Consider the following 26514-nt stretch of genomic DNA (forward strand, 5'->3'; position numbering starts at 1 on the left):
GCTATTTTCGCTGGCGGACGGTTTCATGCGGGATCAATTGTCAGCACGGTTTTTCATTTGGTTAGGCGTGAGCTATGTGCAGATTGACCGCTATTTTCGCTGGCGGACGGTTTCATGCGGGATCAATTGTCAGCACGGTTTTTCATTTGGTTAGGCGTGAGCTATGATAGGCCGCTATTTTTTGGCCTCCCGTCAATTTAGAAGTCATGAAGAGGTGTACCATTTTTTCCCAGATCGCAAACTTTTGCCGCAAGGTGCTCGGCAAGGAAGACGGCGAGCAGTCGGTGGAATCCCCCATTCCAGCCCGTGTCGCCGGTCAACGTCGTACCTTAAGCCGTGATCAGCACCCTATTTCGCGCAAAGAGATCAGCGAGAATGCACTCAAGGTGCTCTATCGCCTGAACAAAGGGGGCTATGAGGCCTACCTGGTCGGCGGCGGAGTCCGGGATCTGCTGCTCGGGAAGACGCCCAAGGATTTCGACATCGCAACCGATGCGACGCCGGAGCAGATCAAGGCGCTGTTCAGCAACTGCCGCCTGATTGGCCGTCGTTTCCGCCTGGCCCACATTGTCTTTGGTCGTGACGTGATCGAAGTGGCCACCTTCCGGGGTCACCACCATCAGGTCAATACCAGCAAACATGTGTCGGCCCAGTCTGATGAAGGCATGCTGCTGCGCGACAACGTCTACGGCACCATCGAAGAGGATGCCGAGCGCCGCGACTTTACCGTCAACGCCCTCTACTACAGCGCCAAAGATTTCACCCTGCACGATTTCGAAGGGGGTCTGGAAGATCTGGCCGAGCGCAAGCTTGAGCTGATCGGCGATCCCGAGACCCGTTATCGTGAAGATCCGGTGCGTATGCTGCGCGCCGTGCGCTTTGCCGCCAAGCTGGATATGACCATCAGCCCGCGTACCGCCGCCCCCATCAAGGAGCTGGCGCCTCTGCTGCAAGACATCCCTGCAGCCCGCCTGTTTGAGGAGACCCTCAAGCTGTTCCTGGCTGGCGACGGTCTGGCGACCTACAAGCTGCTGCGTGAGTATGGCCTGTTCCAACAGCTCTTCCCGCAAGTGGCTGTGCTGTTTACCCCGCACGGCAACTCGCCCTACGAGCAGTTTATCGAGCAGGCACTGATCGATACCGATACCCGCGTTCGTGAAGATAAACGCGTCACTCCCGCCTTCCTCTACGCCACCCTGCTGTGGGGCTGCGTCGAGGCCCGTGGTCGGGTGCTGGAGAACGAGAGCGGCCTGCCCTGGTATGACGCTTTCATGCTGGCGATCAACGAGGTGCTGGACAATCAGGTGCGGATCATCGCCGTTCCCCGCCGTTTCACCACCGATGTCCGCGACATCTGGGCACTGCAACAGCGGTTGACCCGTCGTCAGGGCAAGCATCCCGAGCGCGCCATGGAGCATCCCAAGTTCCGCGCGGCGTTCGACTTCCTGTTGCTGCGCAACCGGGTCGAGCGCGGTCTCGGCGAGCTGGCCAGCTGGTGGGAGCGCTATGTCGCCTCCAATCCGGATGTGCGCCCGCAACTGCAGCGTGAAGCGACCCGTCGCCCGGCTAGCGGTGAGCGCGGCGAGGCTCGCAGCCACGATGGCGAGAAGCGCAGCAGCAACAGCCGCAACCGCCGTCGCCCCCGTCGCCGCAAACCGAAAGTGGCCGAGTGACAACAGACGTGATGACCGAGGTCTTCATCGCCATTGGTTCCAACCTGTCTGATCCGCTGGGTCAGGCTCGTCGCGCCGTTGCCGCGTTGGCAAGGTTGCCGGAATCTGTGCTGGTGGAGGCCTCGTCGTTTTACAGCAGCCGCCCCATGGGGCCTGCTGACCAACCGGACTACGTCAATGCCGTGGCCCGGCTCAATACCCGGCTCGCGCCCCTTGCGCTGCTGGATCAATTACAAAAAATCGAGCTGGAACAGGGACGTGTGCGCAAAGATGAGCGGTGGGGGCCGAGAACTCTGGATCTCGATCTGCTGCTCTGTGGGGATCAGGTGATCAACCATGAGCGTCTGATCGTACCCCACTACGGCATGAAGGAGCGGGAGTTCGTGCTGCTGCCCCTTGCCGAAATTGCGCCTGCTCTGGTGCTGCCCTGCGGCACCCCGCTCGCCCGACTGGTTGCCCGCTGCCCGCACAATGATCTGGCCATCATTGCCCCGCGTGCAGACGTACAGGAGCCTCTATGAGCAAGATCACCACCGCCAGCCTGCTGAAGATGAAGCAGGAGGGTCAAAAGTTCACCGCCATCACCGCCTATGATGCCACCTTTGCCAAGCTGTTCGACGACGAGGGGGCCCACGTGCTGCTCATCGGCGATTCACTGGGCATGGTGCTGCAAGGGGGTCAGGATACCCTGGCGGTCAACATGGATGAGATGGTCTATCACACCCGCTGTGTGGCGCGCGGTGCCAGCAAGGCACTGGTGGTCGCCGACATGCCGTTCATGAGCTACGCCACCCCCGAGCAGACTTACCAGAACGCTGCCCGCCTGATGGCGGCCGGTGCCCGCATGGTGAAGATGGAAGGGGGCGACTGGCTCTGTGACTCCATCCGCCACCTCACCCGCAACGGGGTGCCGGTGTGCGGTCACCTCGGCCTCACTCCGCAATCCGTTCATGTCTTTGGCGGCTTCAAGGTGCAGGGGCGCGATGAGTTTCAGGCGCAGGAGATCTACCGTCAGGCCCTCGAACTGCAAGCGGCCGGTATCCAGCTGCTGGTGCTCGAGTGTGTGCCCACTGCGCTGGCCGAGCGCATCACCAAGGCGCTTCGCATCCCGGTGATCGGCATTGGTGCCGGCCCCGCGACCGATGGTCAGATTTTGGTAATGCACGATGCCTTTGGCGTCACCTCCGGCTATGTGCCCAAGTTCACCAAGAACTTCCTGGCCGAGACCGGCGATGTGCGTGCCGCCATCCGCCTCTATGTGCAGCAGGTGAGCGAGGGGAGCTTCCCCGGCCCGGAGCACTGCTTCAACTGATCCTGGCTGTTGCATGATGGGGGCTGCGGCCCCCGTCTCTGCTTGTCAGCCTCGCACAGTTAATCCGTATAGCTAATCCGTATCTTATTGATTCATCTAAAGGTGAACTGCTGATAGCCATGTTCGTGCCCCATTCCGCCCGAGTGCTACCGGTAGATGCAACCCGTCTCTCTTTTTGATTTATCGGAAGGTGAACTGCTGATGTTGGTCGTAAATAATCCCGTCGTTCTGCGTGAGCAGATAAGCCAATGGCGCCGTGAAGGGCGTGCCATCGCATTTGTGCCCACCATGGGTAACCTGCATCAGGGCCACCTGACGCTGGTGAAAGAGGCGCACAGCCACGCCGAGAAGGTGGTGGTCAGCATCTTCGTCAACCCGATGCAGTTCGACAAGGCCGAGGATCTTGCCAACTATCCGCGCACCCTGGAGCAGGATTGCGCTGCGCTGGAAGCGGCCGGCGTCGATATGGTGTTCACCCCGACCCCGGAGATCATGTATCCGCAGGGTCTGGCCAGCCAGACCTTCGTCGAGGTGCCGAGCCTCTCCAATCTGCTGGAGGGAGCGCTGCGCCCGGGTCACTTCCGCGGGGTCAGCACAGTCGTTACCAAGCTGTTCAATCTGGTACAGCCGGATGTGGCCTGCTTTGGCCAGAAGGATTACCAGCAGTTGGCGCTTATTCGAAAGATGGTGGCCGACATGGCGATGCCCATCGAGATCGTCGGTGTGCCCACCGTGCGGGCCGAAGACGGGCTGGCGCTCTCTTCGCGCAACGGCTACCTGACAGCTGCCGAGCGGGCCATCGCCCCCGAGCTGGCGCGCACCATGAACTGGATCGCCGAGCAGATTGAAGCGGGTGACCACCACCTGCCCTCCTTGGTGGCGCAGGCCAGCCAGCGTCTCGACAACGCCGGTTTTCGTACCGATGCCATCGACATCGTCGATGCCGCCACCCTCGAATCCGCCACTGACGAGAGCGCGCAGCTGGTGATCCTGATGGCTGCTTATCTTGGCAAGGCCCGCCTTATCGACAATCAAGTGGTCACGCTGCAGCAAGCCTGAGCCCGCCACAACCAGGAGGACTCCATGTCCAAGAAGGTTTACTGCATTGCCCAATTCCTGCCCAAACCCGGTCAGGAGCAGGCCCTGTTTCAGGTGCTGCAGGCGCTCGAGCCCAATACCCTGCGTGAGGATGGTTGCCTGCAATATCGGGTAACCCGCCACATCGCGAGCCCGTTTGCCGAGGGGGAAAGCTTTCCCATCGTATTCAACGAGATTTGGCAAGATATGGCGGCTTTCGAGGCGCACTGCCAGCGCGCGGAGATCAAGGCTTTCTTCGAGCGTTACTGTCTGGCGGAAGATGGTTTGGCCGCCAAGTGGAACGTCTGCGTCTATAGCGACGAACCCGAACAGTACGACGCCCCCGTAAAGAAGTAATTCCCCCGAATGCCAGCGGACGCCCCCTCGGGCGTCCGCTGCTTTTTCACGCCTGCACTCTCCTGCATTCCGGCGTTTTGTTCTGCGGCCCAGCCCGCATTTCCCTTCGTTTCTATCCACTTTCGGCCTGATGGCCGCTACAGGTATTCATGATGTTTGTCCTGATTGCATCGCTTTTTTTCTGTCTGCTCTGTTTTGCTCTCACCCGGTTGCCTACCGGTTTGCCGCTCTCGCGGAAGGTGCTTGCGGGTCTGTTGCTTGGTGCCCTGTTCGGACTGGCGCTGCAACTGGGCTGGGGCGCCGATGATGCCGGCGTTCAGCAGACCCTGGAGTGGGTCAATATCATCGGCGGCGGCTATGTCAGCCTGCTCAAGGTGGTGATGATGCCGCTGGTGTTCACCTCGATCCTCTCCGCCATCAACAAGCTGGAGCAGGCCCAGTCCCTCGGCAAGATCAGCGCCGTGCTGATCGGCTCCATGCTGACCCTGGTGATGATCGCCGGTATGGTGGGGATGACCATCACCCACCTGAGCGGTCTCACCGCAGCCGGGCTGCTGAGCCACGGTAGCGACAGCGTCACCCTGCAACAGAGCATGAGCACCATCGATAGTGCCCAGACCCTGCCTGCCCTGCTGCTCTCGCTGGTGCCCACCAACTTTGCCGCCGATATGGCGGGTAGCCGCGGTCTCTCGGTGATCGGCGTGGTGATCTTCACCGTGTTGGCCGGGGTTGCTCTGCTCCAGCTGAAGGCGGAGCATCCGCAGGCGGGGGCTCGCGCCGCCGTGGCCATCGACACCCTGCAACTGTGGGTGATGAAGATGGTGCGGGTGGTGATTGCGCTCACCCCCTATGGCGTGATGGCACTGATCGCCCGGGTGGTGGCTCACTATCCGCTGAGCGAGATCCTCAGCCTGCTCGGCTTTATTCTGGTCTGCTACGTCGCCATTCTGGCGATGTTTGCGGTGCACATGGTGATCCTGCTGCTGATCGGCCAGAACCCGCTGCACTACCTGCGGGAAGTGTGGGGCGTGCTCACCTTCGCTTTTGTCTCCCGCAGCAGCGCCGCCTCCATTCCCCTCAGCATCGAGACCCAGCAGCGCCTTGGGGTGCCCGCCAGCATCGCCAACTTTGCCGCCTCGTTCGGTGCCAACCTCGGCCAGAACGGCTGTGCCGGCATCTATCCGGCCATGATGGTGGCGATGATTGCTCCCATGCTCGGTATCAACCCGTTTGATCCCCTGTTCCTGCTGACTCTGCTGCCGGTGATTGCGCTGGGCTCCATCGGGGTGGCTGGCGTCGGCGGTGGTGGGACGTTCGCCTCGCTGATCGTGCTCTCCACCCTCAACTTCCCCATCGCGCTGGTGGGGGTGATGATCGCCATCGAGCCGCTGGTGGATATGGGCCGTACCGCGCTCAACGTCAACGGCTCCATCATGGCGGCGATGATCTCCAAACGGTTGCTGGGCAAGCAGCAGCTGGCCAACGTGGAGACGGTGCAGACGCAGGCCGCCAGTTAACTCCGAGTGTTGCCCAATATGAAAGAAGCCCGCAGTTGCGGGCTTCTTTCATATCGACTGTGTTGCCTTGTGGGCAGACGCGGTTACTCGGCAGAGACGGGGTAACCGGCGCCTTTCCAGGCGAAGATGCCGCCCGGCACCCGATAGACCTGTTGATAGCCCTGATTGACCGCCCAGGCGGCGGCGTTGTGGCTGCGGCCGCACTTGACGAAACCGCAGTAGATCACCACAGGGCGAGCTTTGTCTTCACCCAGCAGCGCCTGGAACTGCTCCGCCGTGCTGCTCCCCTCGACAATCTCGCTCCAGTTGTCACCGGCCTTGGCCTCCTTCACGAAGACAAAGTTCTTGGCCCCCGGGATGTGCTCCTTCTTGTAGGAGTCCTCATAGGGCATGGTGTCGATGATCACCAGCTCCTCGCCTTTGTCCATCCGGGTTTTCAGCTCGGCCACGGTCAGCAGCTGATAGCCCCCCTGCTGCGTCTCCTGTGCCAGCTGCACAGCCGATTGCTCAAGCTTCACCTCCTGCTCGAACTGGTTGTCGCCACAGCCCGCGAGGGCAAAGCTGGCGGCGATCAGCGAGGCCACCAGAGTGCGGGATCGCAATGTCATCATGTCACTACTCCTTTCGAACGAAAAAAACGGGGCGGGAAGTTCGCAGCAGGGCGCCCGCAAGCGTCAGTAGCAGCAGATCCCGCACAATGGCCTCCGGCAACGAGCCGAGATCAGCCCTGCCCAGACAGCCGCAAGAGATGTCGAGCCCGATGGCAACGCCATAGCCCAACACCGGAATAAACAGGGTGAGCAGCCCGATCACCAGCCAGAGTCCCCAGCGCCGGTTGGCGATGACCGCAAGCCCTGCGCAGAGCTCCAGCGCGATCAGCCCCCAGGCCACCGGCGGGATCAGCAGCGGCCAGATCAGGCCAAAGGCGCCGATCTGCTCGATGAACAGGGCGGGGGAGGCCAGCTTGAACCAGGCGGAGGCGAGGAAGAATCCCCCCAACGCCAGATTGGCCAGCATGCGCAGATAAACGGCCATGGGATAGATCTTTATCATCCATGACTCCGACTGCCAGCCACAAGCGTTTGCTTCGCCATGTCCGGGCTATCGGCCGGGTAGCGTGCCAGCTCCTGATAGTCGCCGTCCGCTTCGCAGTGAAAGACAGCGGCGGTTTCACCGTGCTGACACCACTGTTGCCACTCGTCTGGCGGGCAGTGCAAGCGAATGGCGAGGCCACAGCCGGCGCTGAGCAGGCGCGGTACATCGCAGACCCGAAACGACTGACCGTGCTGCTCCAGCCGCTTGCGCATCCTGATCGTGCCGAGGGTGGAGTGGAACAGGTAGAGAAACTCCTGATTCATGATTTGCCTCCCGTGCTGGCGCGCGCGCCGAACAGGGCAGCCCCCAGCGCACCGGCAAACTGGGCGTCCGGGTGGGTGGCCACTTCGCAGCCCAACCCTTCGGCCAGATAGTGGCGGAAGGTGGCGCAGTGGCTGACGCCGCCGGTAAAGAGCACGGTCGGTCGGGCGCCGAGGCGGCCGATAAAATTGGCACTGCGCCGGGCCATGGAGCGGACGATACCGGCCAGGATCGACTCGGCGGGAATGCCCGCCGAGCGCAGGCTGATCGCCTCCGATTCGGCAAACACGGTACACATGCTGCTGATGTCGTGGGGCTCGGCCCCTTGCAGCAGTTCGTCAAGCTGCTCGACCCGGGCACCCAGAGTGCGGGTGATCACCTCGAGAAAGCGACCGGTACCGGCGGCACACTTGTCGTTCATCAGAAAGTCGGTGAGGTTGCCGTCGCTATCGAGCTGGATCACCTTGCTATCCTGCCCGCCGATATCGATGACGGTGTGTACCGACGGGCAGAGCAGGCGAGCCCCCAGCCCATGGCAGGAGATCTCGGTAACCCGGCGATCGGCGAACGACGCCAGATCGCGGCCATAGCCGGTCAGGGTCAGGTGGGGGCGCTCTGGCAAATCGGACGAGAGCTCCTCCCAGCCTTGCTCGATGGCGGCCAGCGGACGAAAGGGGGTCGGCACCAGAAAACGGCGGACGATACGCCCGCCATCCCTGTGGTCGAACAGGATCCCCTTGGTCGCGGTGGAGCCCGAGTCAATCCCGATGGAGAGTGACACGACGCCTCCTCACAGCATTTCGATAAAGGCAGCCAGCCGGGTCGCCAGTTGTCCCTTGTCGGCGCTGGAGTAGTCGGTCTCGACTGCCATGTAGGGGATGCCATGGCGTTCGCGCACATGGCGCTTGATGGCGAGCGACTCCACCGCATAGGTGTGGCAGGCCTGCAGGATCACATCGATCACCCCGTCTGCCTGATACTCCTCCACCATCTGGCTCAGCAGATTCATGCGCTGGTGGTTGGGGGAGATGCAGGAGCAGCCGATGGCCAGATACTTGTCGGTCAGCGCATCGAACAAGTCGCCCTCCTCGCTGACGCACTGCTCGGTCGCCTTGGCGCCGGTGCAGTTCTCGTAACCTACCACCCAGCCGCCGTGCTCCTCGATGAGGCGCACCACCTTGTCAGCTGCGCCGCCGATGGGGCAGCCGGTGATGAGGATGCGCGGACGGGCATTGAGCCGCTTGCCCTCGGCATACTCGGCCTTGATGCGGCGGGTCATCTCCTGCAGCTCGCTGATGAGCTGCTCCTTGTCGAAGCGGAAGGTGGCACCATAGACCACCTTGAGCAGGTCGGTACCGCTGAGTGCCGGTGGATTGAGCTGGCCCAGCCGGTAGAAATCGGCCAGCGCGCGGCGCTCGCGGTTTTTCAGCACGATGGCGTCTCGCAATGCCTGCTCGCTGATGGGCTTGCCGAACTGCTGCTCCAGCAACTCCTTGAAGCGGACGATTTCGCTGCGCCACAGGGTGCGGGAGGCTTCGTCATCGGCGCGGTTGGGCAACTGCATCACATGCACCGGTTTGAACTCGGTCATGTACTCGTACATCTTCTTCTTACCGTCGCAGGTGGTTTCCCCCACCACCAGATCGGAGAAGTAGAAGTAGGGGCACTTGTCGGTCTTGCCAAAACCGTAGCTGCTCTTGATTAGCGGGCAGAGGTTGCGAGGCAGCTCTTTCTCGGCCTCCTCGATGGTCTCGTCGCTGGTTGAGCAGAGCGATACCACCACGGCGCCAGCGGCCATCGCCACCTCTTGCGGCATGAAGGTGCAGTAGGTGCCGACCAGGGGGATCTGTCGCTCCTTGAGTGCCATCACAGCCAGAAAGCCCTGACGACGGGCATCTGAAAAACTATCGAAAATGGCTGGCAACTCGGTGATAAGTGACATAGGCGATCCTGCCCTGATGAGAGAAATGAAGAGACGGAGGTGCCATCCGTGACGGCACATCCAATCGCGAGAATTATACCTTTGGGGGTAATTCGAAAATTGCGGTGGATCACAAGGTGTCAGGTAAAGCCTTAATAACAGGCAGGTTATTGCGAAGGGGGCTGGCAGGTTGAAGGGGCTACAGGGGGAATAAAAAACGGGCACCGCGAGGTGCCCGTTTTGGTCATTAGTGGCGCAGCCCGGTGCCGCGGGAGATAAGCCACCAGGCGATACCGTAGAGGGCCACGATAAAGCCGATGATGATGAGGTAGGCGGTGCCGAGCGGCACGTCGGAGATGCCGAGGAAGCCGTAACGGAACGCGTTCACCATGTAGATGATGGGGTTCACCTGGGAGACCCCCTGCCAGAAGGGGGGCAGCAGGCTGATGGAGTAGAACACCCCGCCCAGATAGGTGAGCGGCGTCAGCACGAAGGTGGGGATGATGCTGATGTCGTCGAAGGTCTTGGCAAACACCGCGTTGATAAGGCCACCCAGCGAGAAGAGGATGGCGGTCAGCAGCACGGTCACGCAGACGCTGAACAGATGGTGGATCTGCAGCGGCACGAAGAACAGCGACACCAGGGTGACGATAAGGCCGACGCAGAGGCCGCGCGCCACGCCACCGCCCACGTAACCGGCGATGATGACGTAGTTGGGCACCGGTGCCACCAGCATCTCCTCGATATTGCGCTGGAACTTGGCGCTGAAGAAGGAGGAGGCAACGTTGGAGTAGGAGTTGGTGATCACCGACATCATGATGAGGCCGGGCACGATGAACTCCATGTAGGTGAAGCCACCCATGTCACCGATGCGCGAACCGATCAGGTTGCCGAAGATGACGAAGTAGAGGCTCATGGTGATGGCCGGTGGCACCAAGGTCTGGATCCAGATCCGGGTAAAGCGGCTCACCTCTTTGGCCAGAATGCTCTTGAAGGCGATGTAGTAGATGGCCAGATTCATGCTTTTCTCCCCTCTTCGACCAGATTGACGAACAGCTCTTCCAGCCGGTTGGCCTTGTTGCGCATGCTCACGACCTGCACCTGCTGGTTCGACAGCTGCTCGAACAGGCTGTTGAGTGACTGGCTCTTGTCGAGATCCACCTCAAGGGTGCGCTCATCCGGCATGCGGCCGTTGAACTCTGGCACCTCGGGTACGGCAGAACCTGGCGCAAGGTCGAGCAGGAAGGTCTCGCGACCCAGCTTGCCCAGCAGATTCTTCATGCTGGTGTTCTCGATCAGACGACCCTTGTCGATGATGCCGATGTTGCGGCAGAGCATCTCCGCCTCTTCCAGATAGTGGGTGGTGAGAATAATGGTGACACCCTGCTCGTTGAGATCCTTGAGGAAGGTCCACATGGAGCGGCGGATCTCGATATCGACCCCGGCGGTCGGTTCATCGAGGATCAGCAGCTTGGGCTCGTGCATCAGGGCGCGGGCGATCATCAGGCGACGCTTCATGCCGCCTGAGAGAGTGCGGGCTGGCATGTCGCGCTTCTCCCACAGATCGAGCTGGCGCAGGTACTTCTCGGCGCGGATCTTGGCTTCCGCCTTGGGCACGCCATAGAAACCGGCCTGATGGGTGACAATCTGGATCACCTTCTCGAACTGGCTGAAGTTGAACTCCTGCGGCACCAGTCCGAGCTGGGCCTTGGCCTGTTCGAGATCGCTGTCGATGTCGTAGCCAAACACCTTCACCTTGCCGGCGCTCTTGTTCACCAGCGAGCTGATGACGCCGATGGTGGTGGACTTGCCCGCGCCGTTCGGGCCGAGCAGGGCGAAGAAATCCCCCTGCCTGACGGTAAGATCGATGCCTTTAAGGGCTTCGACGCCCCCCTGATAGGTCTTTTTCAGGCCGCTGATTTCCAATGCGTTCATTGCAACCTCTGTGATGGTTGAATCCGGCTCGATACAGAAAAGGCGGCCAAGGCCGCCTGCACAGAGTAAAGGGCGCAAGACCGCTTCACCCGTGATATTCCTGAACCTGGCTTACTCCTGGGGTACCACTTTGCCGATAAACGGCAGGTTGCGGTACTTCTGGGCGTAGTCGATGCCACAGCCGACCACGAATTCGTCCGGAATGGCGAAGCCAATCCAGTCGACCGGCACCTGCACTTCGCGGCGGGAGGGTTTGTCCAGCAGGGTGCAGATGGCCAGGGATTTCGGCTCGCGCAGGGAGAGGATCTCGCGCACCTTGTTGAGGGTGTAACCGGTGTCGATGATGTCTTCCACGATCACCACATCCTTGCCCTTGATGTCATCGTCCAGGTCTTTGAGGATGCGGACGTCACGGGTGCTGTGCATGCCGGAGCCGTAGCTGGAGGCTGTCATGAAGTCCAGAGTGATGGGCAGCTGGCACTGGCGGCAGAGGTCGGCCAGGAAGATGCAGGAACCGCGCAGCAGCGCAATCATCACGACTTCGTCAGAACCCTGATAGCGGGCGGTGATCTCTTCACCCAATTTGGCGATCCGGGCGGCGATTTCAGCCTCGGAGATCATCACCTCGACGGTGTGTTTCATCACTTACTCCCATAAGGCCAAAGGGGATTTGGCCGTTCATGAATATCAAAACCGATGATTCTACCACTCATGTCGAAGGGTGCTAGAGATACGTGGTGCTTTTATCAGCTTATTTTAATTGATAGAGTTAGCAGGCACTCAGGCATGATTAGTTAAAATACTATAAACACCATAATCAATAACTATTAGATGATAAAAACTATGGAACCACGCGCAGAAATAAGACGTCGTACCCGGCTGTCGCCGGAAGCTCGTCGCTCCCAATTGATGGAATGTGCCATCGAGGTGTTCTCCCGTCGCGGCATTGGCCGTGCAGGTCACGCCGAGATAGCCGAACAGGCCAAGGTCTCTGTGGCTACCGTCTTCAACTATTTCAACACCCGCGAGGAGTTGGTAGATGAGGTGCTGGCCGAGATCGAACGCTTTGTGAACCAGATGCTGTCGCAGGCATACGGTGACCAGGGCTCCATTTTCGACAAGATCCAGCGTCATGTACGCCTCTCTGTCGATGCCGCCTACGATCAACCGGATTATGCCGGTATCTGGCTGGAGTGGAGCTCATCGGTTCGGGAAGAGGTATGGCCCCGCTATACCCGGCTGCTCGATCACTGCCTTGAGCTGATCGCCAGCGAGCTGCAAACCGCCATGGATGCAGGGGAGATCACCAGCGTGCTGTCAGCACAAGATCTGGCCCGCTCTTTGACCGGTTTTGGCTATGTGATGATGCAGATGATCAATCAACCTCAGCGCCCGGCGCGCCAAGAGGTGACTGATTTCCTGTTCAAGTACGTGACGGCGCCAATTCAGGCTCGCTAACACTGCTTAACGAAAAAACGGCGTCACTCATTGAGTGGCGCCGTTTTTTTATGGCCGGATATGGCGGTCCGCTCAGTGGTGCCCATAGCCCCAGCGGTGGGTCAACTCATGCTCGACACCCAGATGATCGAGGATGCGGGCGACCATAAAGTCCACCAGATCAGCGATGCTTTTCGGCTCATGATAGAAACCGGGCGCAGCGGGCATGATGGTCACCCCGAGCCGTGCCAGTTTCAGCATGTTCTCCAGATGGATCGCCGAGAAGGGGGTTTCGCGGGGCACCAGGATCAGCTGGCCGCGCTCCTTGATCACCACGTCCGCTGCCCGTTCCAGCAGGTTGTCCGAGGTGCCGTTGGCAATGGCCGAGACGGTGCCCATGGAGCAGGGGCAGACAACCATCTGTTTGGGGGCTGCCGAACCGGAGGCCACCGGCGAGAACCACTCCTCTTTGCCGCAGGCCACGATCTGCCCCTCCTTGGCGCCATATTGGCGACAAAGATAGGCAGAGAGCTCTTTCGGCGAGCCGGGCCAATCCTGCTGCTGCTCGGTCTTGAGTACCACACGAGCTGCCGATGAGGCGAGCAGATAGACCCGATAGTCCGCTTGCACCAGACACTGGAGCAGGCGCAGGGCGTAGGGGGCGCCGGAGGCGCCAGTCAGTGCCAGGGTGATCGCTTTGTTCATAGTTCGCCGTGGTAATCCTTGAGGCGGGCGATCAGCTTGTCATGAATACCGCCGAAGCCGCCGTTGCTCATGATCAGAATATGGTCGCCATCGCGGCTCTCGGCCACCAACCGGTTGATCAGGGTCTCCAGATCGTTGAATACCTTGGCGGGTCGGGTCATATGGGCCGTCACCTCGCCGAGATCCCAGCCGATGTTGGGGGGTTGGAAGAAGAACACCTCGTCGGCGCCATCGAAGCAGCCAGCCAGCTCCTCCTTGTGAACCCCCAGCTTCATGGTGTTGGAGCGTGGCTCCAGCACCGCCAGAATGCGGGCCTCGCCCACTTTGGCGCGCAGGCCGCCGAGGGTGGTCTCGATGGCGGTGGGGTGGTGGGCAAAGTCGTCATAGACACTGATGCCGGCCACCTCGCCCTTGAGTTCCATTCGTCGCTTGGGGGATTTGAACTGGCAGAGGGCGGCGATGCCATGCTCCACCATCACGCCAGCATGACGTGCGGCGGCAATGGCCATCAGACCGTTGTTGACGTTGTGTTCGCCGATGCACTCCCAGTGCACTTCGCCCTGTTTCTCGCCATCCAGCCACACCTCGAAGGCGGAGCCGTCATCGGCCAGCTTGACCGCTTTCCACTTGGCGTCGTCCTGACCCACCAGCTCTACTTCACTCCAGCAGCCCATCTTGCGCACGGCGGTGAGGTTGTCATCCGCCTGCGGGAACAGCACCCGGCCGTTGCTTGGCACGGTGCGCATCAGGTGGTGGAACTGACGTTGGATAGCGGCGAGATCCGGGAAGATATCCGCGTGATCGAACTCCAGGTTGTTCATCACCAGGGTGCGCGGGTGGTAGTGGACGAACTTGGAGCGTTTGTCGAAGAAGGCGCAGTCATATTCGTCCGCTTCGATCACGAAGAAGGGGGCAGAGCCGAGGCGGGCCGAGACCGGGAAGTTGCCCGGCACGCCGCCAATAAGGAAACCGGGCTCCAGCTTGGCGTACTCCAGCACCCAGGCCAGCATGCTGGCGGTGGTGGTCTTGCCGTGGGTGCCGGCTACGGCCAGCACCCAGCGATCTTGCAGCACGTGCTCCAGCAGCCACTGGGGGCCGGAGATGTAGGGCAGATTGCGGTCCAGCACATATTCAACACAGGGGTTGCCGCGGCTCATGGCGTTGCCGATCACCACCAGATCCGGCGCCGGATCGAGTTGGGAGGGGTCATAGCCTTCGGTCAGTTCAATGCCCTGTTGCTCGAGCTGGGTACTCATGGGGGGATAGACGTTGGCATCCGAACCGGTCACCCGGTAACCAAGCTGTTTTGCCAACACCGCCAGACCACCCATAAAGGTGCCGCAGATCCCGAGAATGTGAATATGCATACCGCTTCCTTTCGCAGTAAAGGGAAGTGCGCATTCTAGGGGGTGTTGCGGTGGTGGCACAAGCCGCACTCATGGTGAGAGGCCACAGATGCAGCACTGGAGGCAGAAATCTTGGCGCTGTTGGGATATGCGAGATTGGAATGGGCTGGAAGGCTTTATTTGAGACTTGATATTGTGTCGCACTTTCTTACAATTCTTCGGTTTTGTGACGCACTCTACAGTTTTACGATATCGCCCTTTTCCAAAGGAGAGTCCCCATGGGCAAGTTCCTGCTTTGCTATCTGGTCGGTGGTCTGGTGGCCATCAGTTGGGCTGCGCTGCCCGCTCATGGTCCCTGGGATCAGTGGGACCTCACGATTTTTCACACCGTTAACGGCTGGCTCGGCCAGTCGGCTCTGTGGGCCGATCTGGTGGCCATCACCAACAACCGGCTGTTCGATCTGGCGGTGCTGGCCTGTATGGGGCTGATCCTGGCCCGCTGCTTCTTCGCCCGGGATTTGGCGGGTCGTCGCCAACTGGTAGCGATGGGCATAGTGATGCTGCTGAGTGCTCTGGTGATCAACCTGCTTGGTCACCGATTGCCGGTGGAGCGACCCAGTCCGACCCTGATGGTGGCCGATGCGCTGCGGGTGACCCAGATCAGCGGTATTCCGACCAAGGACTCTTCCGGTGACAGCTTCCCCGGGGATCACGCCCTGTTCCTGATGATCTTCGCCGGTTTTGCCCTGCGCTATCTGCCGCGCTGGGCGGGAGTCACCGCATTGCTGATGGTGCCGATCTTCTCCGCGCCGCGCATTCTGGCTGGTGCTCACTGGTTTACCGATGTCTACGTCGGCGCGCTGGGGCTGGCGACCCTCTGTCTGTCCTGGTTGCTGCTGACCCCGCTGGCGGATCGGCTGATAAACCGCATCGCCCCCCGATTGGCCCGTGTGCCGCTGCTGCGCAGTCAGACCCACTGATTGAATGTCGCAAAATAAAACGCCCCGACATGAAAATGTCGGGGCGTTTTGTTATCCACCCGCGAGAGATCAGCCTTGATAGCCGTTCGGGTTGTTGCTTTGCCAGCGCCAGGTATCGACCATCATCTGCTCCAGACCGCGCTCAGCCTGCCAACCCAGCTCGGCACGGGCCAGCGTTGGCTCTGCCCAGCACTCGGCGATGTCGCCCGGGCGACGGGGTTTGATCTGGTAGGGAATGGGTCGGCCACTGGCCGCTTCAAACGCCTTGACCATCTCCAGTACCGAGTAGCCTTGACCTGTGCCCAGGTTGTAGGTGAAGACGCCGGTGTCGCTCTTGATGCGTGCCAGTGCTTTCAGGTGACCGATGGCGAGATCCACCACATGGATGTAGTCGCGTACGCCGGTGCCATCCGGGGTCGGGTAGTCGTTGCCAAATACCCCCAGCTCCTTGAGCTTGCCGACACCCACTTGGCTGATATAGGGCAGCAGGTTGTTGGGGATGCCGTTGGGATCTTCACCAATCAGGCCGCTCTCGTGGGCGCCGACCGGGTTGAAGTAACGCAGCAGTACGATAGCCCAGCGGGGATCGGATTTGGCGAGATCACGCAGGATCTCCTCCACCATCAGCTTGGAGCGACCATAGGGGTTGGTGGCGCTGGTGGGGAAATCTTCCCGCAGCGGCACCGAGGCGGGATCGCCATAGACGGTGGCCGAGGAGCTGAATACCAGCCGGAAAACCCCGGCCTTGGCCATCTCTTCGCACAGCACCAGAGTGCCGCTGATGTTGTTCTGGTAGTAGGTGAGCGGGATCTGGCTCGACTCCCCGACCGCCTTGAGGCCGGCGAAGTGGATGACCGATTCGATCTGGTGGTTGGCGAACAGCTGCTGCAGGCAGGCTCTGTCCAGCACATCCCCTTCGACGAAGGTGACCGGTTTACCGGTGATCTGCTCGACCCGCTTGAGTGACTCCGGTGAGGAGTTGGAGAGGTTGTCGAGTACCACGACCTGCTGCCCCGCGCCGAGCAGCTCAACCAGGGTGTGGGAGCCGATATAGCCAGCGCCCCCTGTGACCAGTATTGTCATTTTTTATCCCGTGTTCTGGTGAAACTGGGGCCGAGTCTAGCGCCCCTGTCTACTTGGGAAAAGGTTGGGATACCGATGACGCCTTCACCGCACCTCACAAAAGCCTGCACCACGCCTCAATAATCGAGACTGATATCCCCTTTCGCGGTGCAGGAGCAGGCTAGAGCAACGCCGCTCTCCAGATCCTGAGCACTTAAGGTCATCACGCTCTGGCGCTCGATGTCACCTGTGGTGGTGCAACGACAGCTGCCACATACCCCGGCGCGACAAGCCGCCATTATGGTTTCGCCCGCCGCTTCCAGCGCCGCCAGCAGGGTCTGACCCGGCAGGATTTTCACTTTCTTGCCGCTCTTTTTCAGGGTTAGCCAGAAGTGGTCGCTGGTGGTCTTGATGGGCTCTGCTGGAGGAAGACCGAAGGACTCCTGATGCAGTTGCTCCGGCGGCAATCCCAGCTCTGCCAGCATGGCGCTGACCGCCGCCATATAGGGGGCCGGGCCGCAGAGATAGACATGGCGTTCGCGCAGATCTGGAGCCAGTTCGGCCAGCATGGCGGGGGTGAGTCGGCCAATCCAGGGGTGATCTGCTGGGGCATCTTCCAGAATCAGGGTATGCCGTACACCGGCATGGGCCTCAGCCAGTGCAGCCAAGTTATCTGCGAAGATCACATCTGCTGGCGAGCGGGCGCTATGAATAAAGCGGATATCGGCATCCGGCCGTTTGGCCAGCTCGTCCCGCAACATGGACCACATGGGGGTGATGCCGGAACCGGCGCTCAAGAGCAGTGGCCGTTCACAAGGCAGGGCGGTCAGGTTGAAGTCGCCAAAGGGACCATCCACCCGGATCTTGTCTCCCACCTGCAAGGTCTGATGCAGATGGTGGGAGACCCGTCCCACATCCTTGATGGTGACCTGCCAGCATGCATCCTGCGGGCTGGAGGAGAGGGTATAGGCGCGGCACTCCGGCTGGCCGTCAATCTCGGTATGCAGGGTGATGCACTGGCCAGCCAGTACGGGAGGGAGGCTGCCGGAAAGGGGCGCCAGCTGCCAGCTCACGACGTCGTGGGTGTTCTGTTGGCGGCCAATGCAGGTGAGCGTGAGAGAGGTCATCACAAGGCTCCTTGGGTTTGATAAGGTTTGAAACGGTTTGAAAAACGTCTGGTGAAAAAGCCGGATCCAGAAAAAAGGCGAGCCGGGCGGCTCGCCAAACGCTTACAACATGAGGTACCGATCAGGCCGCCAGGATCTCGGCCAGGTCAGCCTCGGCGGTGGTGGTCCCTTTCAGGCCAAATTGCTCCTCCAGTACCTTGAGCAGCGCCGGGGTGAGGAAGGCGGGGGCGGTTGGCCCGGTGCGGATGTCCTTCACCCCGAGGGAGAGCAGGGTGAGCAGAATGACGATGGCTTTTTGCTCGAACCAGGAGAGCACCAGCGTCAGCGGCAGATCGTTGACCCCGCACTCGAACGCCTCGGAGAGTGCCAGCGCCAACTGAATGGCGGAGTAGGCATCGTTGCACTGACCCACGTCCAGCAGACGCGGAATGCCGCCGATGTCGCCAAAGTCGAGCTTGTTGAACTTGTATTTGCCGCAACCCAGGGTGAGCAGCAGGCTGTCGCGCGGTGCCGCCTTGGCAAACTCGGTGAAGTAGGCGCGCTCGGCCTTGTCGCCGTCACAGCCACCCACCAGGAAGAAGTGGCTGATCTCCCCGGCCTTGACCTTCTCGATCACCGCGGGTGCTGCCTGCATCAGGGCGTTGCGGGCAAAGCCGATGGTGATGAAGTGTTCGAGTTCGGTGTGTTTGAAGCCTTCAAGCGCTTGGGCCTTGGCGATCACGGCGGAGAAATCATCCCCCTCAAGATGGGTTACGCCCGGCCAGCCGACGATGGAGCGGGTGAAGATGCGGTCCGAGTAGTTGCCCACGTTCGGGTCGATGATGCAGTTGGAGGTCATTACCACCGCGCCCGGGAAGTTGGCAAACTCTTTCTGCTGGTTCTGCCAGGCGGAGCCGTAGTTGCCCACCAGATGGGGGTACTGCTTGAAGAAGGGATAGGCCAGTGCGGGCAGCATCTCGCCGTGGGTGTAGACATGAATGCCGGTCCCTTTGGTCTGCTCCAGAATGAGCTTGAGATCCATCATGTCGTGGCCGGAGACCAGAATGCACTTGCCGGGGATCGGGGTGACCCTGACCCGGGTCGGCTCCGGATGGCCGAAGGCGCTGGTTTCACCGAGATCCAGCATCTCCATGATTTTGAAGTTGAGCTGACCGATCTCCATGGCACAGCTGAACAGCCGACCCATTTCGCTCGGGTCTGTGCTTAGCCAGCTCATGATGCGGTGGAATTCGGCGGCCACCTCGTCACTCTGCTGATCCAGCACCCGGGCGTGCTCCATGTAGGCGGCGGCGCCCTTGAGGCCGTAGAGGCAGAGCAGACGCAGCCCCATGATGTCTTCGTTTACCTCGTTCTTGCCCCGATTGGGGGCGGCTGGTGCGGCATGGGCAAGTTGCTCCAGCAGCTCGGCACCGGGTTCGAAGTAAGCGGACTGTGACAAGTCTTTGACCTGCACCGCCATGGCGGTCATACGATCGGCCAGCTGCTGGCGATAGGCGAGCGCCTGATTGACATAGGCCACGATGCGATTCGAGTCGAAGTTGACGTTGGTGAGGGTGGCGAAGAAGGCCTTGGGCACGAAGGCATCGATCTCGCGGTCGATGATGCCCTGCTCGCGGGCGGCCAGCGCCCAGGCGCTGAGCCCCTGCAGGGTGTAGATCAGTACATCCTGCAGATCCGAGGTTTCCGCCGTCTTGCCGCACATACCTTGTGCGTAGGCACAGCCGTTGCCAGCCGGGGTACGAATTGTCTGTTCACATTGCACACAAAACATCATGCCTCTCCTAATTGGACATTTCAGTTGTCTGTTTTGTGGCGATTCTATTCCTCTCGCGAAAAACTTAATAGGTATTCAATTTGCCAATTAAGATTCCTTTGATGCAGATCAAAAACAAAAAAAGCCGCCCAAACAGGGCGGCAAGCGGGTGGATAAAAGGAGAGACAACTCAGGTTTGCAACAGAACATAACAATCAGACGGATTGGGCCGTGGTCTGGTCAGGAGCTTTCGGCCCGGAACTTACTCAACCCAGCATACGTACGCTGTAGTCGGCTTGGTTCACTATCAGGCCAGATAAGCGCGCAGCATCCAGACCAGTTTTTCCTGCTGCTGCACATAGTCGGAGAGGATGGAGGCAGTGCCCTCATCACCAGCTTCGGCGGCCTGACCCAGAATACGGCGCTGGGCGACCAGCAGTTCGCGGAAGCTCTCCAGCAGGGATTCGACACAGGCGCGGCCATCGTGCAGCCCTTTTTGCTCCGGGATGGCAGAGACTTTCAGATAGTCGCTGAAGCTGTGCATTGGCACGCCATCCAGGGTCAGGATCCGCTCGGCCAGTGCATCGACTTTCAACAGCAGGTCGTTGTAAATCTCTTCAAATTTCAGGTGCAGTTCGAAGAACTGGTTGCCACGGATATTCCAGTGGAAGCCGCGCACGTTCATGTAGAGGATCTGGTAGCTGGCCAGCAATTTGTTCAACTCGGCTGCCAGGGCTTGTGATTGAGCAGTATCAAGACCAATCGGGCTTTTCATCATTCACCTCCAGATTTGGAAATCGGTTTGAAATTCTCTTTCGGAACGCAGTCAGAATAACGCCTTGCAAAATGCAGGGACAATTGCTTGTGCCTAACTGTTTGATAGCTAACGGCTATCAAACAGTACGCAGCAACGGTGACAATAGATGAGGATTAGGGGAAGTATTTTTCGAGCAGCGCCATCAGGATGGCCTGGCACTCGCGGTCCGGTTTGCTATCGACCTTGCTGGCGCGAAAGTGGAGCTGAAAGGCGCCCATGACGGCGTGGCTCTGCTCATCCCACTGGCCGCTCCGGGGCAGGCCATAGCCATAGCGGGCCAGCTGCTGCTGCCACATGGCCGCATCCCAATCGGGCAAGGGGCTGGCCAGTAACTCGGCCACCCGACCTTCATCTGGCCAGGCGCCGACTCCGTACGTCAGATAGAGCTGGCGCCAGGGGAAGTGGGGGCCGGGATCCTGCTTGCGCTCGGGGGCGACATCGCTGTGGCCCAGCACCTGGGTCGGTGGAATCTGGTAGCGGGCGACCAGCTCCCGGCTGAGTGCGCCGACGGCAGCTATCTGCTGCGGGGTATAGGGTTGCCAGCGGCGGGCATCGGGGGCCAGCGGCTCATCTTCCGCTGGATAGCCGAGGTTGACGATCTCGATGCCAAGGGAGCTGGCATTGAGCCCGGCATATTGGTGCCAGCGGCTGCGTCCCGCATGCCAGGCGCGCGCGCTGTCCGGCACCAGCTGATAGACCGGTAGCGGGGTCTCGTGGCTGTCGCGGGGGATCAGGTAGTGGGCGCTCACCTTGTGCTCCGGCTCGGTCAGCAGGCGCAGGGAGTTGGCATCATCTTCATCGGTGTAATGGAGGATCAGAAAGGCGATCCGCTCATTCTGGTTGGCGCTCTGATAGCGGGTAGAGAGCTGGTATTCGGACGGAGTACAACCACCCAGCAGCAGAACCAGTGGCAGAAAAAAGAGGGGAAGAAGAGAGCACCAGCGCCATCCCCCTGCCACAGCCAGGCTGCTGAGCGTGGGAGGAGTGAGTCGCTGGCACATGTCGAAGGCCCTGTCTGGTCAGTCGCGCGGCTGGTTAGCCGCGGTATTTGGCCGTGAGACCGATCAGGAAGTTGCGCAGGATCTGATCCCCGCAATCCTGATAGTGCTTGTGATCCTTGGAGCGGAACAGGGCACTGAGCTCGGACTTGGAGAGGTTGAAGTCGGCGAGCTTGAGGGTGCCGAGCATATCCTCTTCCTTGAAGTTGAGACCGATGCGCAGCTTGCGCAGGATCATATTGTTGTTGATCCGGTTCGGGATCACCTGGGCCGGTGCATCTTCCCGCCCGCCGCGGCGCGCGATGATGAAACCGTCGAGGAACTGGCTCAGGGCCGAGTCGGGACAGGCAACATAGCCTGCCTCTTGCTCTTCACCTTCCGCCGCCTCTTTCATCAACCAGCTGTGCAGTTGGGCGTGAGTGACCGTCAGGTTGCCCTTGGCAAACATCTCGACCATCTGGTCGTTGCTGATGGTGAGGGCGTAGCGCAGACGGCGCAGAATATCGTTGTTGGTCATGCTGACTCCTGTGTAAACGGCGCAACTTTACCATCTGGCAGCCCTCGCGTCAGAAAAAGCGGGGGCCGATACAGTTCAGGTCAAGCTCATCAAGCCTTGCCGAGATAGCGGGGCGCCTCCTGGCGCACCAGTTCCAGCGCATCTTGCAGCTCCAGCAGCTCGGGTTCCAGCTCGCTGACCGGCACGCCGTCACGCAGCTGTTGCTCCAGCTGGGAGAGCAGCCGTTGCAGCCCCGGCACACCGGAATAGGCACAGCCACCGTTGAGGCGATGGAGCTGGGCCAACACTTCGCTATCTTCAATTTCGCCAGCCAGCGCGCTATCCAGCACAGGTTCCACTTCGTCGAAACTGGCCAGCAGCATGGTCAGCATCTCTCTGGCGAGATGCTCTTTCCCCGCCGCTTGCCGCACCGCCAGTGCCCAGTCGATCTGTTGGGCACCATTATTCTGGTGGCGGCGATGGGCAAAGTCGGTGATGAGCTGGGCCAGCATGCTCTCGTCGATGGGCTTGGCCAGATAGTCGTCCATCCCCTGCCGGATCAGGCGCTCCCGTTCGCCGGGGATGGCGTGGGCGGTCACCGCCACGATCGGTGTGGTGGTGTTGAGGGACTGGTTGCGGATCGCCTGGGTGGCGCTGATGCCATCCATGATCGGCATCTGGATATCCATGAAGATGATGTCGAATGGCTGGCTCTGGGCCTGCTTGACCGCCTCCTTGCCGTTTTTGCACACCACCACCTGACTCACCATCTCCTTGAGCATGGCGGCGATCAGCTTGAGGTTGGCGGCGTTGTCATCCACCGCCAGCACCTTGATCGGCTGCAACTGGCGCGGTGCAGGCTGGGCGGGCAGCTTCTGGCGGCTCGATTCCGGCGAGAGCAGGGCGTGCAGCAGCTTGCGGTGGTTGACCGGTTTGGAGAGACAGTGCTGGGCGCCATGGGCCAGCATAGCTTCATAGAGCGACGGCTCGTGGCTGCTGAGCAGCACTATGGTGTTCTGCTGCTGGCCGTTCAGTCTGTCGAGGCGGCCGAGCACTTGCTGCGGCGTATGCAGGGTGCTGCTGCCGATGATCACCATCTCCTGCTCGCTCATCTCGGGCCAGGGATCATCGCTGGTCAGTGGGTGCACGTCGAGGTGCCACTCCGCCAGCAGGGCGAGCAGAGAGGCTTGCGCGAAGGGATCCGGTTCCAGCAGCCAGAGCCGCTTGCCACGGATCCGATCCAGCGGCAGTTGATCGGTCTGGGGCAGGGGTGAGACCTCCACATCCAGACTGAACGAGAAGATGGAGCCCTTGCCGAGCTCCGATTCAAAGCGGATCTGGCCGCCCATCTGCTGCACCAGCTTCTGGGTGATAACGAGGCCTAGGCCTGTGCCGCCATAACGGCGGGAGATGGAGGAGTCGGCCTGATTGAAGGCCTGGAACAGCTGATGTTGCTGCTCTTGGGAGATGCCGATGCCGGTATCGCGGATCTGGACGTTGAGCCTCACCTTGTGGTTGCCACTGCCGGTCTGCTCGATATGGACATCGACGTTGCCCTGTTCGGTGAACTTGATGGCGTTGCCGGTGAGGTTGGTCAGCACCTGTTGCAGACGCATGGGGTCGCCGGTGAGGTAGTCCGGCACATCGGCATCCACCCGCAAGGAGAGCTCCAGCTGCTTGTCGTGGGCGCTGGGGCCGAGCAGGTGCATGGTCTCGTTGAGGGTGTCGCGCAGGCTGAACGGGATATGCTCCAGCTGCAGCTTGCCCGCTTCCAGCTTAGAGAAGTCGAGGATGTCGTTGATGATGCCAAGCAGGTTGCGCGCCGACTTCTCGATGGTCTGCATGTAGTCGGTCTGGCTCGGGGTCAGGCTGGTTTTCAGCAGCTGGCGGGTAAAACCGATGACCCCGTTGAGCGGGGTACGCAATTCGTGGGACATGTTGGCCAGAAACTCCGACTTGACCCGCGCCGCCTCCTGCGCCCGTTTCTTGGCCATGTCGAGTTCGACGTTCTGGATCTCGATCTGCTCCAGAGTTTCGCGCAGGTCAGAGGTGGCCTGATCGATATTCTGCTGCATCTCTTCGTGATATTCGGAGAGCGCCTTGGCCATGGCGTTGATGCCATTTTTCAGCATATCCAGCTCGCCGGTGAGCTGGCCGCTGACCCGGGTATCGAGCCGCCCCTCCCTGATCTTGTGCACCGCCTGCACCATGTTGGTGATGGGCTGGGTCACGCTCTTGACCAGACGGAAGCCAAACAGGGTACTGAAGGCGACCCCGATGAGCACCATGATCACCGCAAAGAAGGTGTCGCGGTACTGCAGCAGCATGGCCCTGTCGGTCGCCATCTGCATCGAGATGTAGCCGATCATCGGCGGCTCTACATCGCTGGGCAGCGGGAAGCCATCCAGACTGGTTTCAGCCTGGATCGGGGTGCGCAAAATGATGTCATCCCCCTGAAACGTCACGCTGGTCAGATCCGGAATGGGCTCGCCATCGGGCAGTCTGAGTCGGGTGAAATCCCGGTGGTAGTTCGAGGTGACGAACAGCTGGTTGTCCTGGGTGAAGACTGCGATGGACTTGATGAAGGGGGAGTTCTTGCGATGGGTCAGGCCAATCAGTCGCTTGAGGGATTCTCGACTGTGCTGGGTCATCCCGTATTCACTGGCGATCGCCAGCGGTTCGATGATGTTGATCCCCTGATCAATGAGGTTGTTTTCCAGCTGCTGGTAGCGGTGGAAGGTGAAGTAACCGGCCATCAGGCCACCGATGATCAGGGTCGGCAGGATGGTGAAGGCGAGAACGCGTGCTCTCAGGCCATATTTGGTCATACGAACAGGCCACCAGTGAACAGGGTTGGCGATAGGGTTGATGGCAATACACGGGCTCTGTGGCCGTATTTGGTCATACTATTATTCTTGTGGGACAATACCCGGCAGCAGATTCCACAATCATGACATAGCCACCTATAGGCACCAAGTTTTATGGCCCAGTTTTTCAAGCCCCAAAAGAAGTCCACCCAGCTCCAACGCATTGAATTTACGATAGACACCCTCGATCACCACTGCGTCGGTATCGGTCGCCATCAGGGCAAGGCGATCTTCGTCGAAGGGGCGCTGCCCGGCGAGACCGTCAAGGCACGCATCACCGAAGAGAAAAAGCAGTATGGTCACGCCGCCTTGCAGCAGGTAGTGACCCCGGCAGCCAACCGTATCGCCCCCTTTTGCAGCCACTATCGCGAGTGCGGCGGGTGCAGTGCCCAGCACATGTCGGTTGCCGATCAGCAAGCCGCCAAGGCGGCCGGACTGGTCAGCCTGTTCGAGCGGTTGGGCAACATCAAGGCGCCGGCGCTGGAGCCGGTACTGACCGGTGAAGATCGTGCCTATCGCCGGGTCTGTCGTCTGGCCATCAAATTTGACAAGAACGGTCGCTGCACCCGGGTCGGTTTCCGCCGTCGCAACAGCAACGATCTGGTGGAGATCGACAGTTGCCCTGTGCTGGCCGAGACGCTCTCTGCGCTGATTGCCCCGCTGCGTGAGTGCCTCAATCGCTTGAAGAGCCAGCGCGAGCTGGGCCATGCCGAGCTTATCCAGGCCGAGCAGGGGATCATGATGCTGCTGCGTCACACCGGCCGTCCCAATGAGGCGGACCGCGCCCTGCTGGTGGAGTTTGCAAAAGCGCAGGGGATCGACCTCTATCTGCAGGCGGCCGATGATCGCATCGAAGCGCTGCAGCAACAATTTTCCCCATCCTACTCGCTGGATGGCCTGTCTCTTGCATTTGCTCCCGGTGATTTCATTCAGGTCAACGGCCCCATCAACCAGAGCATGGTTGAGCAGGCGCTGACATGGCTCGGGGCGAGCAAGGATGACAAGGTGCTCGATCTCTTCTGCGGCATCGGCAACTTCACCCTGCCGCTGGCCCGTCAGGCTCGCGAAGTGGTGGGTGTCGAAGGTGAACTGGCCATGGTGCAGCGGGCCGAAGAGAACGCCCGTCGCAACGGCATCACCAATGCTCGTTTCTACAAGGCAGACCTGAGCGATGACATAGTCGGCATGTCCTGGGCGCGTGAAGGGTTTGATCTGGTACTGCTGGATCCGGCTCGTCCCGGCGCGCTGGAAGTGATGGGACACGTCGTGAAACTTTCACCCAAGCGGGTGGTCTACGTCTCCTGTAACCCGGTCACCCTGGCGCGGGACAGTCAGGTGCTGGTGAAAGGGGGTTACCGTCTGGTGCGCCTCGGCATGCTAGACATGTTCCCTCACACCGGTCATCTGGAGTCCATGGCGCTGTTTGAACGGGAGTAAATGACTCATCAGTTCGGCGATGCCGGATAGGTCATCCGGCATGTTTGTTACTGTTTGAGCAGGTGTGTATACGAAGTAATCCTGCTCATCGGTACGGCGATGCGGATATGTAATCTGGCATGTCTGCGTCTGTTTGAGCGGGTGTGTATATGAAGTAATCCTGCTCATCAGTACGGCGATGCAGATATGTAATCTGGCATGTCTGCGGCTGTTTGAGCTGGTGTGATTGGGGTAATCTAGACCCTCGTCGTTCGGCAGGGCCTGTTGGCGCGCTCTATTGTCTTTCTGGACAATATGCCTTGAAAAGTGCGCCGGATATCCCCATTTGAGGCAATCTCATG

General features: G+C 60.3%; 26 protein-coding genes. 9 read left to right on the forward strand and 17 right to left on the reverse strand.

What is annotated here, in order from left to right; genetic code table 11:
• Window positions 1-206: 206 nt before the first annotated feature.
• The 6 genes from pcnB (at window position 207) to G5182_RS16135 (ending at window position 5936) form a co-directional block, all read left to right on the forward strand.
• Window positions 207-1673: a polynucleotide adenylyltransferase PcnB gene (gene pcnB, locus G5182_RS16110; protein WP_323888564.1), complete on the forward strand. Its 1467-nt coding sequence runs from the start codon at window positions 207-209 to the stop codon at window positions 1671-1673.
• Between the two features lie 11 nt (window positions 1674-1684).
• A complete protein-coding gene (folK, locus tag G5182_RS16115; RefSeq protein ID WP_202005848.1) occupies window positions 1685-2194 on the forward strand; it encodes a 2-amino-4-hydroxy-6-hydroxymethyldihydropteridine diphosphokinase in 510 nt (169 codons plus the stop codon).
• On the forward strand, window positions 2191-2985 hold the full coding sequence (gene panB, locus G5182_RS16120; RefSeq protein ID WP_005335640.1) for a 3-methyl-2-oxobutanoate hydroxymethyltransferase: 795 nt from the start codon (window positions 2191-2193) through the stop codon (window positions 2983-2985). Before folK ends, panB begins: the two co-directional genes overlap by 4 nt.
• 201 nt (window positions 2986-3186) lie before the next feature.
• Window positions 3187-4044 (forward strand): pantoate--beta-alanine ligase, encoded by an 858-nt coding sequence (gene panC / locus G5182_RS16125; RefSeq protein ID WP_421254529.1) that lies wholly within the window; start codon window positions 3187-3189, stop codon window positions 4042-4044.
• A gap of 24 nt (window positions 4045-4068) precedes the next feature.
• On the forward strand, window positions 4069-4419 hold the full coding sequence (locus G5182_RS16130) for a putative quinol monooxygenase (protein WP_005354654.1): 351 nt from the start codon (window positions 4069-4071) through the stop codon (window positions 4417-4419).
• Between the two features lie 152 nt (window positions 4420-4571).
• The gene (locus tag G5182_RS16135; protein WP_421231339.1) at window positions 4572-5936 is read left to right on the forward strand and encodes a cation:dicarboxylate symporter family transporter; all 1365 of its coding nucleotides are present in this window, start codon (window positions 4572-4574) and stop codon (window positions 5934-5936) included.
• 83 nt (window positions 5937-6019) lie between these two features.
• On the opposite strand, the gene G5182_RS16140 is transcribed toward G5182_RS16135, so the two are convergent.
• The 8 genes from G5182_RS16140 to hpt all read right to left on the reverse strand — a co-directional run bounded on the left by G5182_RS16140 (window position 6020) and on the right by hpt (window position 11790).
• Window positions 6020-6547, reverse strand: a complete 528-nt coding sequence (locus tag G5182_RS16140) for a rhodanese-like domain-containing protein (protein WP_421231305.1) — start codon at window positions 6545-6547, stop codon at window positions 6020-6022.
• A 4-nt stretch (window positions 6548-6551) separates the two neighbouring features.
• Complete coding sequence (locus G5182_RS16145) at window positions 6552-6989, reverse strand: MauE/DoxX family redox-associated membrane protein (protein ID WP_149152220.1); 438 nt, start codon at window positions 6987-6989, stop codon at window positions 6552-6554.
• Complete coding sequence (locus G5182_RS16150; protein WP_149152221.1) at window positions 6986-7294, reverse strand: DUF3343 domain-containing protein; 309 nt, start codon at window positions 7292-7294, stop codon at window positions 6986-6988. Before G5182_RS16150 ends, G5182_RS16145 begins: the two co-directional genes overlap by 4 nt.
• Window positions 7291-8073 (reverse strand): acyl-CoA dehydratase activase, encoded by a 783-nt coding sequence (locus G5182_RS16155; RefSeq protein WP_421231306.1) that lies wholly within the window; start codon window positions 8071-8073, stop codon window positions 7291-7293. Before G5182_RS16155 ends, G5182_RS16150 begins: the two co-directional genes overlap by 4 nt.
• Before the next feature lie 9 nt (window positions 8074-8082).
• Window positions 8083-9234: a double-cubane-cluster-containing anaerobic reductase gene (locus G5182_RS16160; RefSeq protein ID WP_421231307.1), complete on the reverse strand. Its 1152-nt coding sequence runs from the start codon at window positions 9232-9234 to the stop codon at window positions 8083-8085.
• A gap of 226 nt (window positions 9235-9460) precedes the next feature.
• Window positions 9461-10234, reverse strand: a complete 774-nt coding sequence (locus G5182_RS16165; RefSeq protein ID WP_005362866.1) for an ABC transporter permease — start codon at window positions 10232-10234, stop codon at window positions 9461-9463.
• Entirely contained in the window at window positions 10231-11148 is a 918-nt protein-coding gene (locus G5182_RS16170) for an ABC transporter ATP-binding protein (RefSeq protein WP_005354634.1), read from the reverse strand. Before G5182_RS16170 ends, G5182_RS16165 begins: the two co-directional genes overlap by 4 nt.
• 111 nt (window positions 11149-11259) lie before the next feature.
• Window positions 11260-11790: a hypoxanthine phosphoribosyltransferase gene (gene hpt, locus G5182_RS16175; protein ID WP_368166394.1), complete on the reverse strand. Its 531-nt coding sequence runs from the start codon at window positions 11788-11790 to the stop codon at window positions 11260-11262.
• Between the two features lie 201 nt (window positions 11791-11991).
• Here hpt and G5182_RS16180 point away from each other — a divergent pair, with 201 nt between their 5' ends.
• The gene (locus tag G5182_RS16180; protein WP_042079938.1) at window positions 11992-12606 is read left to right on the forward strand and encodes a TetR/AcrR family transcriptional regulator; all 615 of its coding nucleotides are present in this window, start codon (window positions 11992-11994) and stop codon (window positions 12604-12606) included.
• A gap of 72 nt (window positions 12607-12678) precedes the next feature.
• Here G5182_RS16180 and G5182_RS16185 read toward each other — a convergent pair whose 3' ends face one another.
• Together G5182_RS16185 and mpl are read right to left on the reverse strand one after the other, a co-directional pair.
• On the reverse strand, window positions 12679-13290 hold the full coding sequence (locus G5182_RS16185) for a flavin prenyltransferase UbiX (RefSeq protein WP_069529846.1): 612 nt from the start codon (window positions 13288-13290) through the stop codon (window positions 12679-12681).
• Window positions 13287-14657 (reverse strand): UDP-N-acetylmuramate:L-alanyl-gamma-D-glutamyl-meso-diaminopimelate ligase, encoded by a 1371-nt coding sequence (gene mpl / locus G5182_RS16190; protein WP_042030470.1) that lies wholly within the window; start codon window positions 14655-14657, stop codon window positions 13287-13289. Before mpl ends, G5182_RS16185 begins: the two co-directional genes overlap by 4 nt.
• 257 nt (window positions 14658-14914) lie before the next feature.
• On the opposite strand from mpl, the gene G5182_RS16195 reads away from it, so the two are divergent.
• Window positions 14915-15616 carry a phosphatase PAP2 family protein gene (locus G5182_RS16195; RefSeq protein WP_421254530.1) on the forward strand — a complete coding sequence of 234 codons (702 nt, stop codon included), beginning with the start codon at window positions 14915-14917 and terminating at the stop codon, window positions 15614-15616.
• 69 nt (window positions 15617-15685) lie between these two features.
• On the opposite strand, the gene galE is transcribed toward G5182_RS16195, so the two are convergent.
• From galE to barA, 7 genes are all read right to left on the reverse strand, one after another.
• Complete coding sequence (galE, locus tag G5182_RS16200) at window positions 15686-16699, reverse strand: UDP-glucose 4-epimerase GalE (RefSeq protein ID WP_005335608.1); 1014 nt, start codon at window positions 16697-16699, stop codon at window positions 15686-15688.
• A gap of 116 nt (window positions 16700-16815) precedes the next feature.
• The gene (locus G5182_RS16205; RefSeq protein WP_421254531.1) at window positions 16816-17805 is read right to left on the reverse strand and encodes an FAD-binding oxidoreductase; all 990 of its coding nucleotides are present in this window, start codon (window positions 17803-17805) and stop codon (window positions 16816-16818) included.
• 121 nt (window positions 17806-17926) lie between these two features.
• Window positions 17927-19576: a hydroxylamine reductase gene (gene hcp / locus G5182_RS16210; protein WP_421254547.1), complete on the reverse strand. Its 1650-nt coding sequence runs from the start codon at window positions 19574-19576 to the stop codon at window positions 17927-17929.
• Between the two features lie 289 nt (window positions 19577-19865).
• The gene (locus tag G5182_RS16215; RefSeq protein ID WP_021229540.1) at window positions 19866-20333 is read right to left on the reverse strand and encodes a Dps family protein; all 468 of its coding nucleotides are present in this window, start codon (window positions 20331-20333) and stop codon (window positions 19866-19868) included.
• 155 nt (window positions 20334-20488) lie between these two features.
• On the reverse strand, window positions 20489-21376 hold the full coding sequence (locus G5182_RS16220) for an N-acetylmuramoyl-L-alanine amidase (protein ID WP_421254532.1): 888 nt from the start codon (window positions 21374-21376) through the stop codon (window positions 20489-20491).
• Between the two features lie 34 nt (window positions 21377-21410).
• Window positions 21411-21890, reverse strand: a complete 480-nt coding sequence (locus tag G5182_RS16225) for a DUF1456 family protein (RefSeq protein WP_421212630.1) — start codon at window positions 21888-21890, stop codon at window positions 21411-21413.
• A gap of 89 nt (window positions 21891-21979) precedes the next feature.
• On the reverse strand, window positions 21980-24697 hold the full coding sequence (barA, locus tag G5182_RS16230) for a two-component sensor histidine kinase BarA (RefSeq protein ID WP_100645154.1): 2718 nt from the start codon (window positions 24695-24697) through the stop codon (window positions 21980-21982).
• Window positions 24698-24850: 153 nt separating this feature from the next.
• On the opposite strand from barA, the gene rlmD reads away from it, so the two are divergent.
• A complete protein-coding gene (gene rlmD, locus G5182_RS16235) occupies window positions 24851-26173 on the forward strand; it encodes a 23S rRNA (uracil(1939)-C(5))-methyltransferase RlmD (RefSeq protein WP_421254533.1) in 1323 nt (440 codons plus the stop codon).
• Window positions 26174-26514: the final 341 nt, after the last annotated feature.

Origin of the sequence: Aeromonas sp. 600948, from assembly GCF_049174875.1 — a bacterium.
GTDB lineage: Bacteria > Pseudomonadota > Gammaproteobacteria > Enterobacterales > Aeromonadaceae > Aeromonas > Aeromonas veronii_A.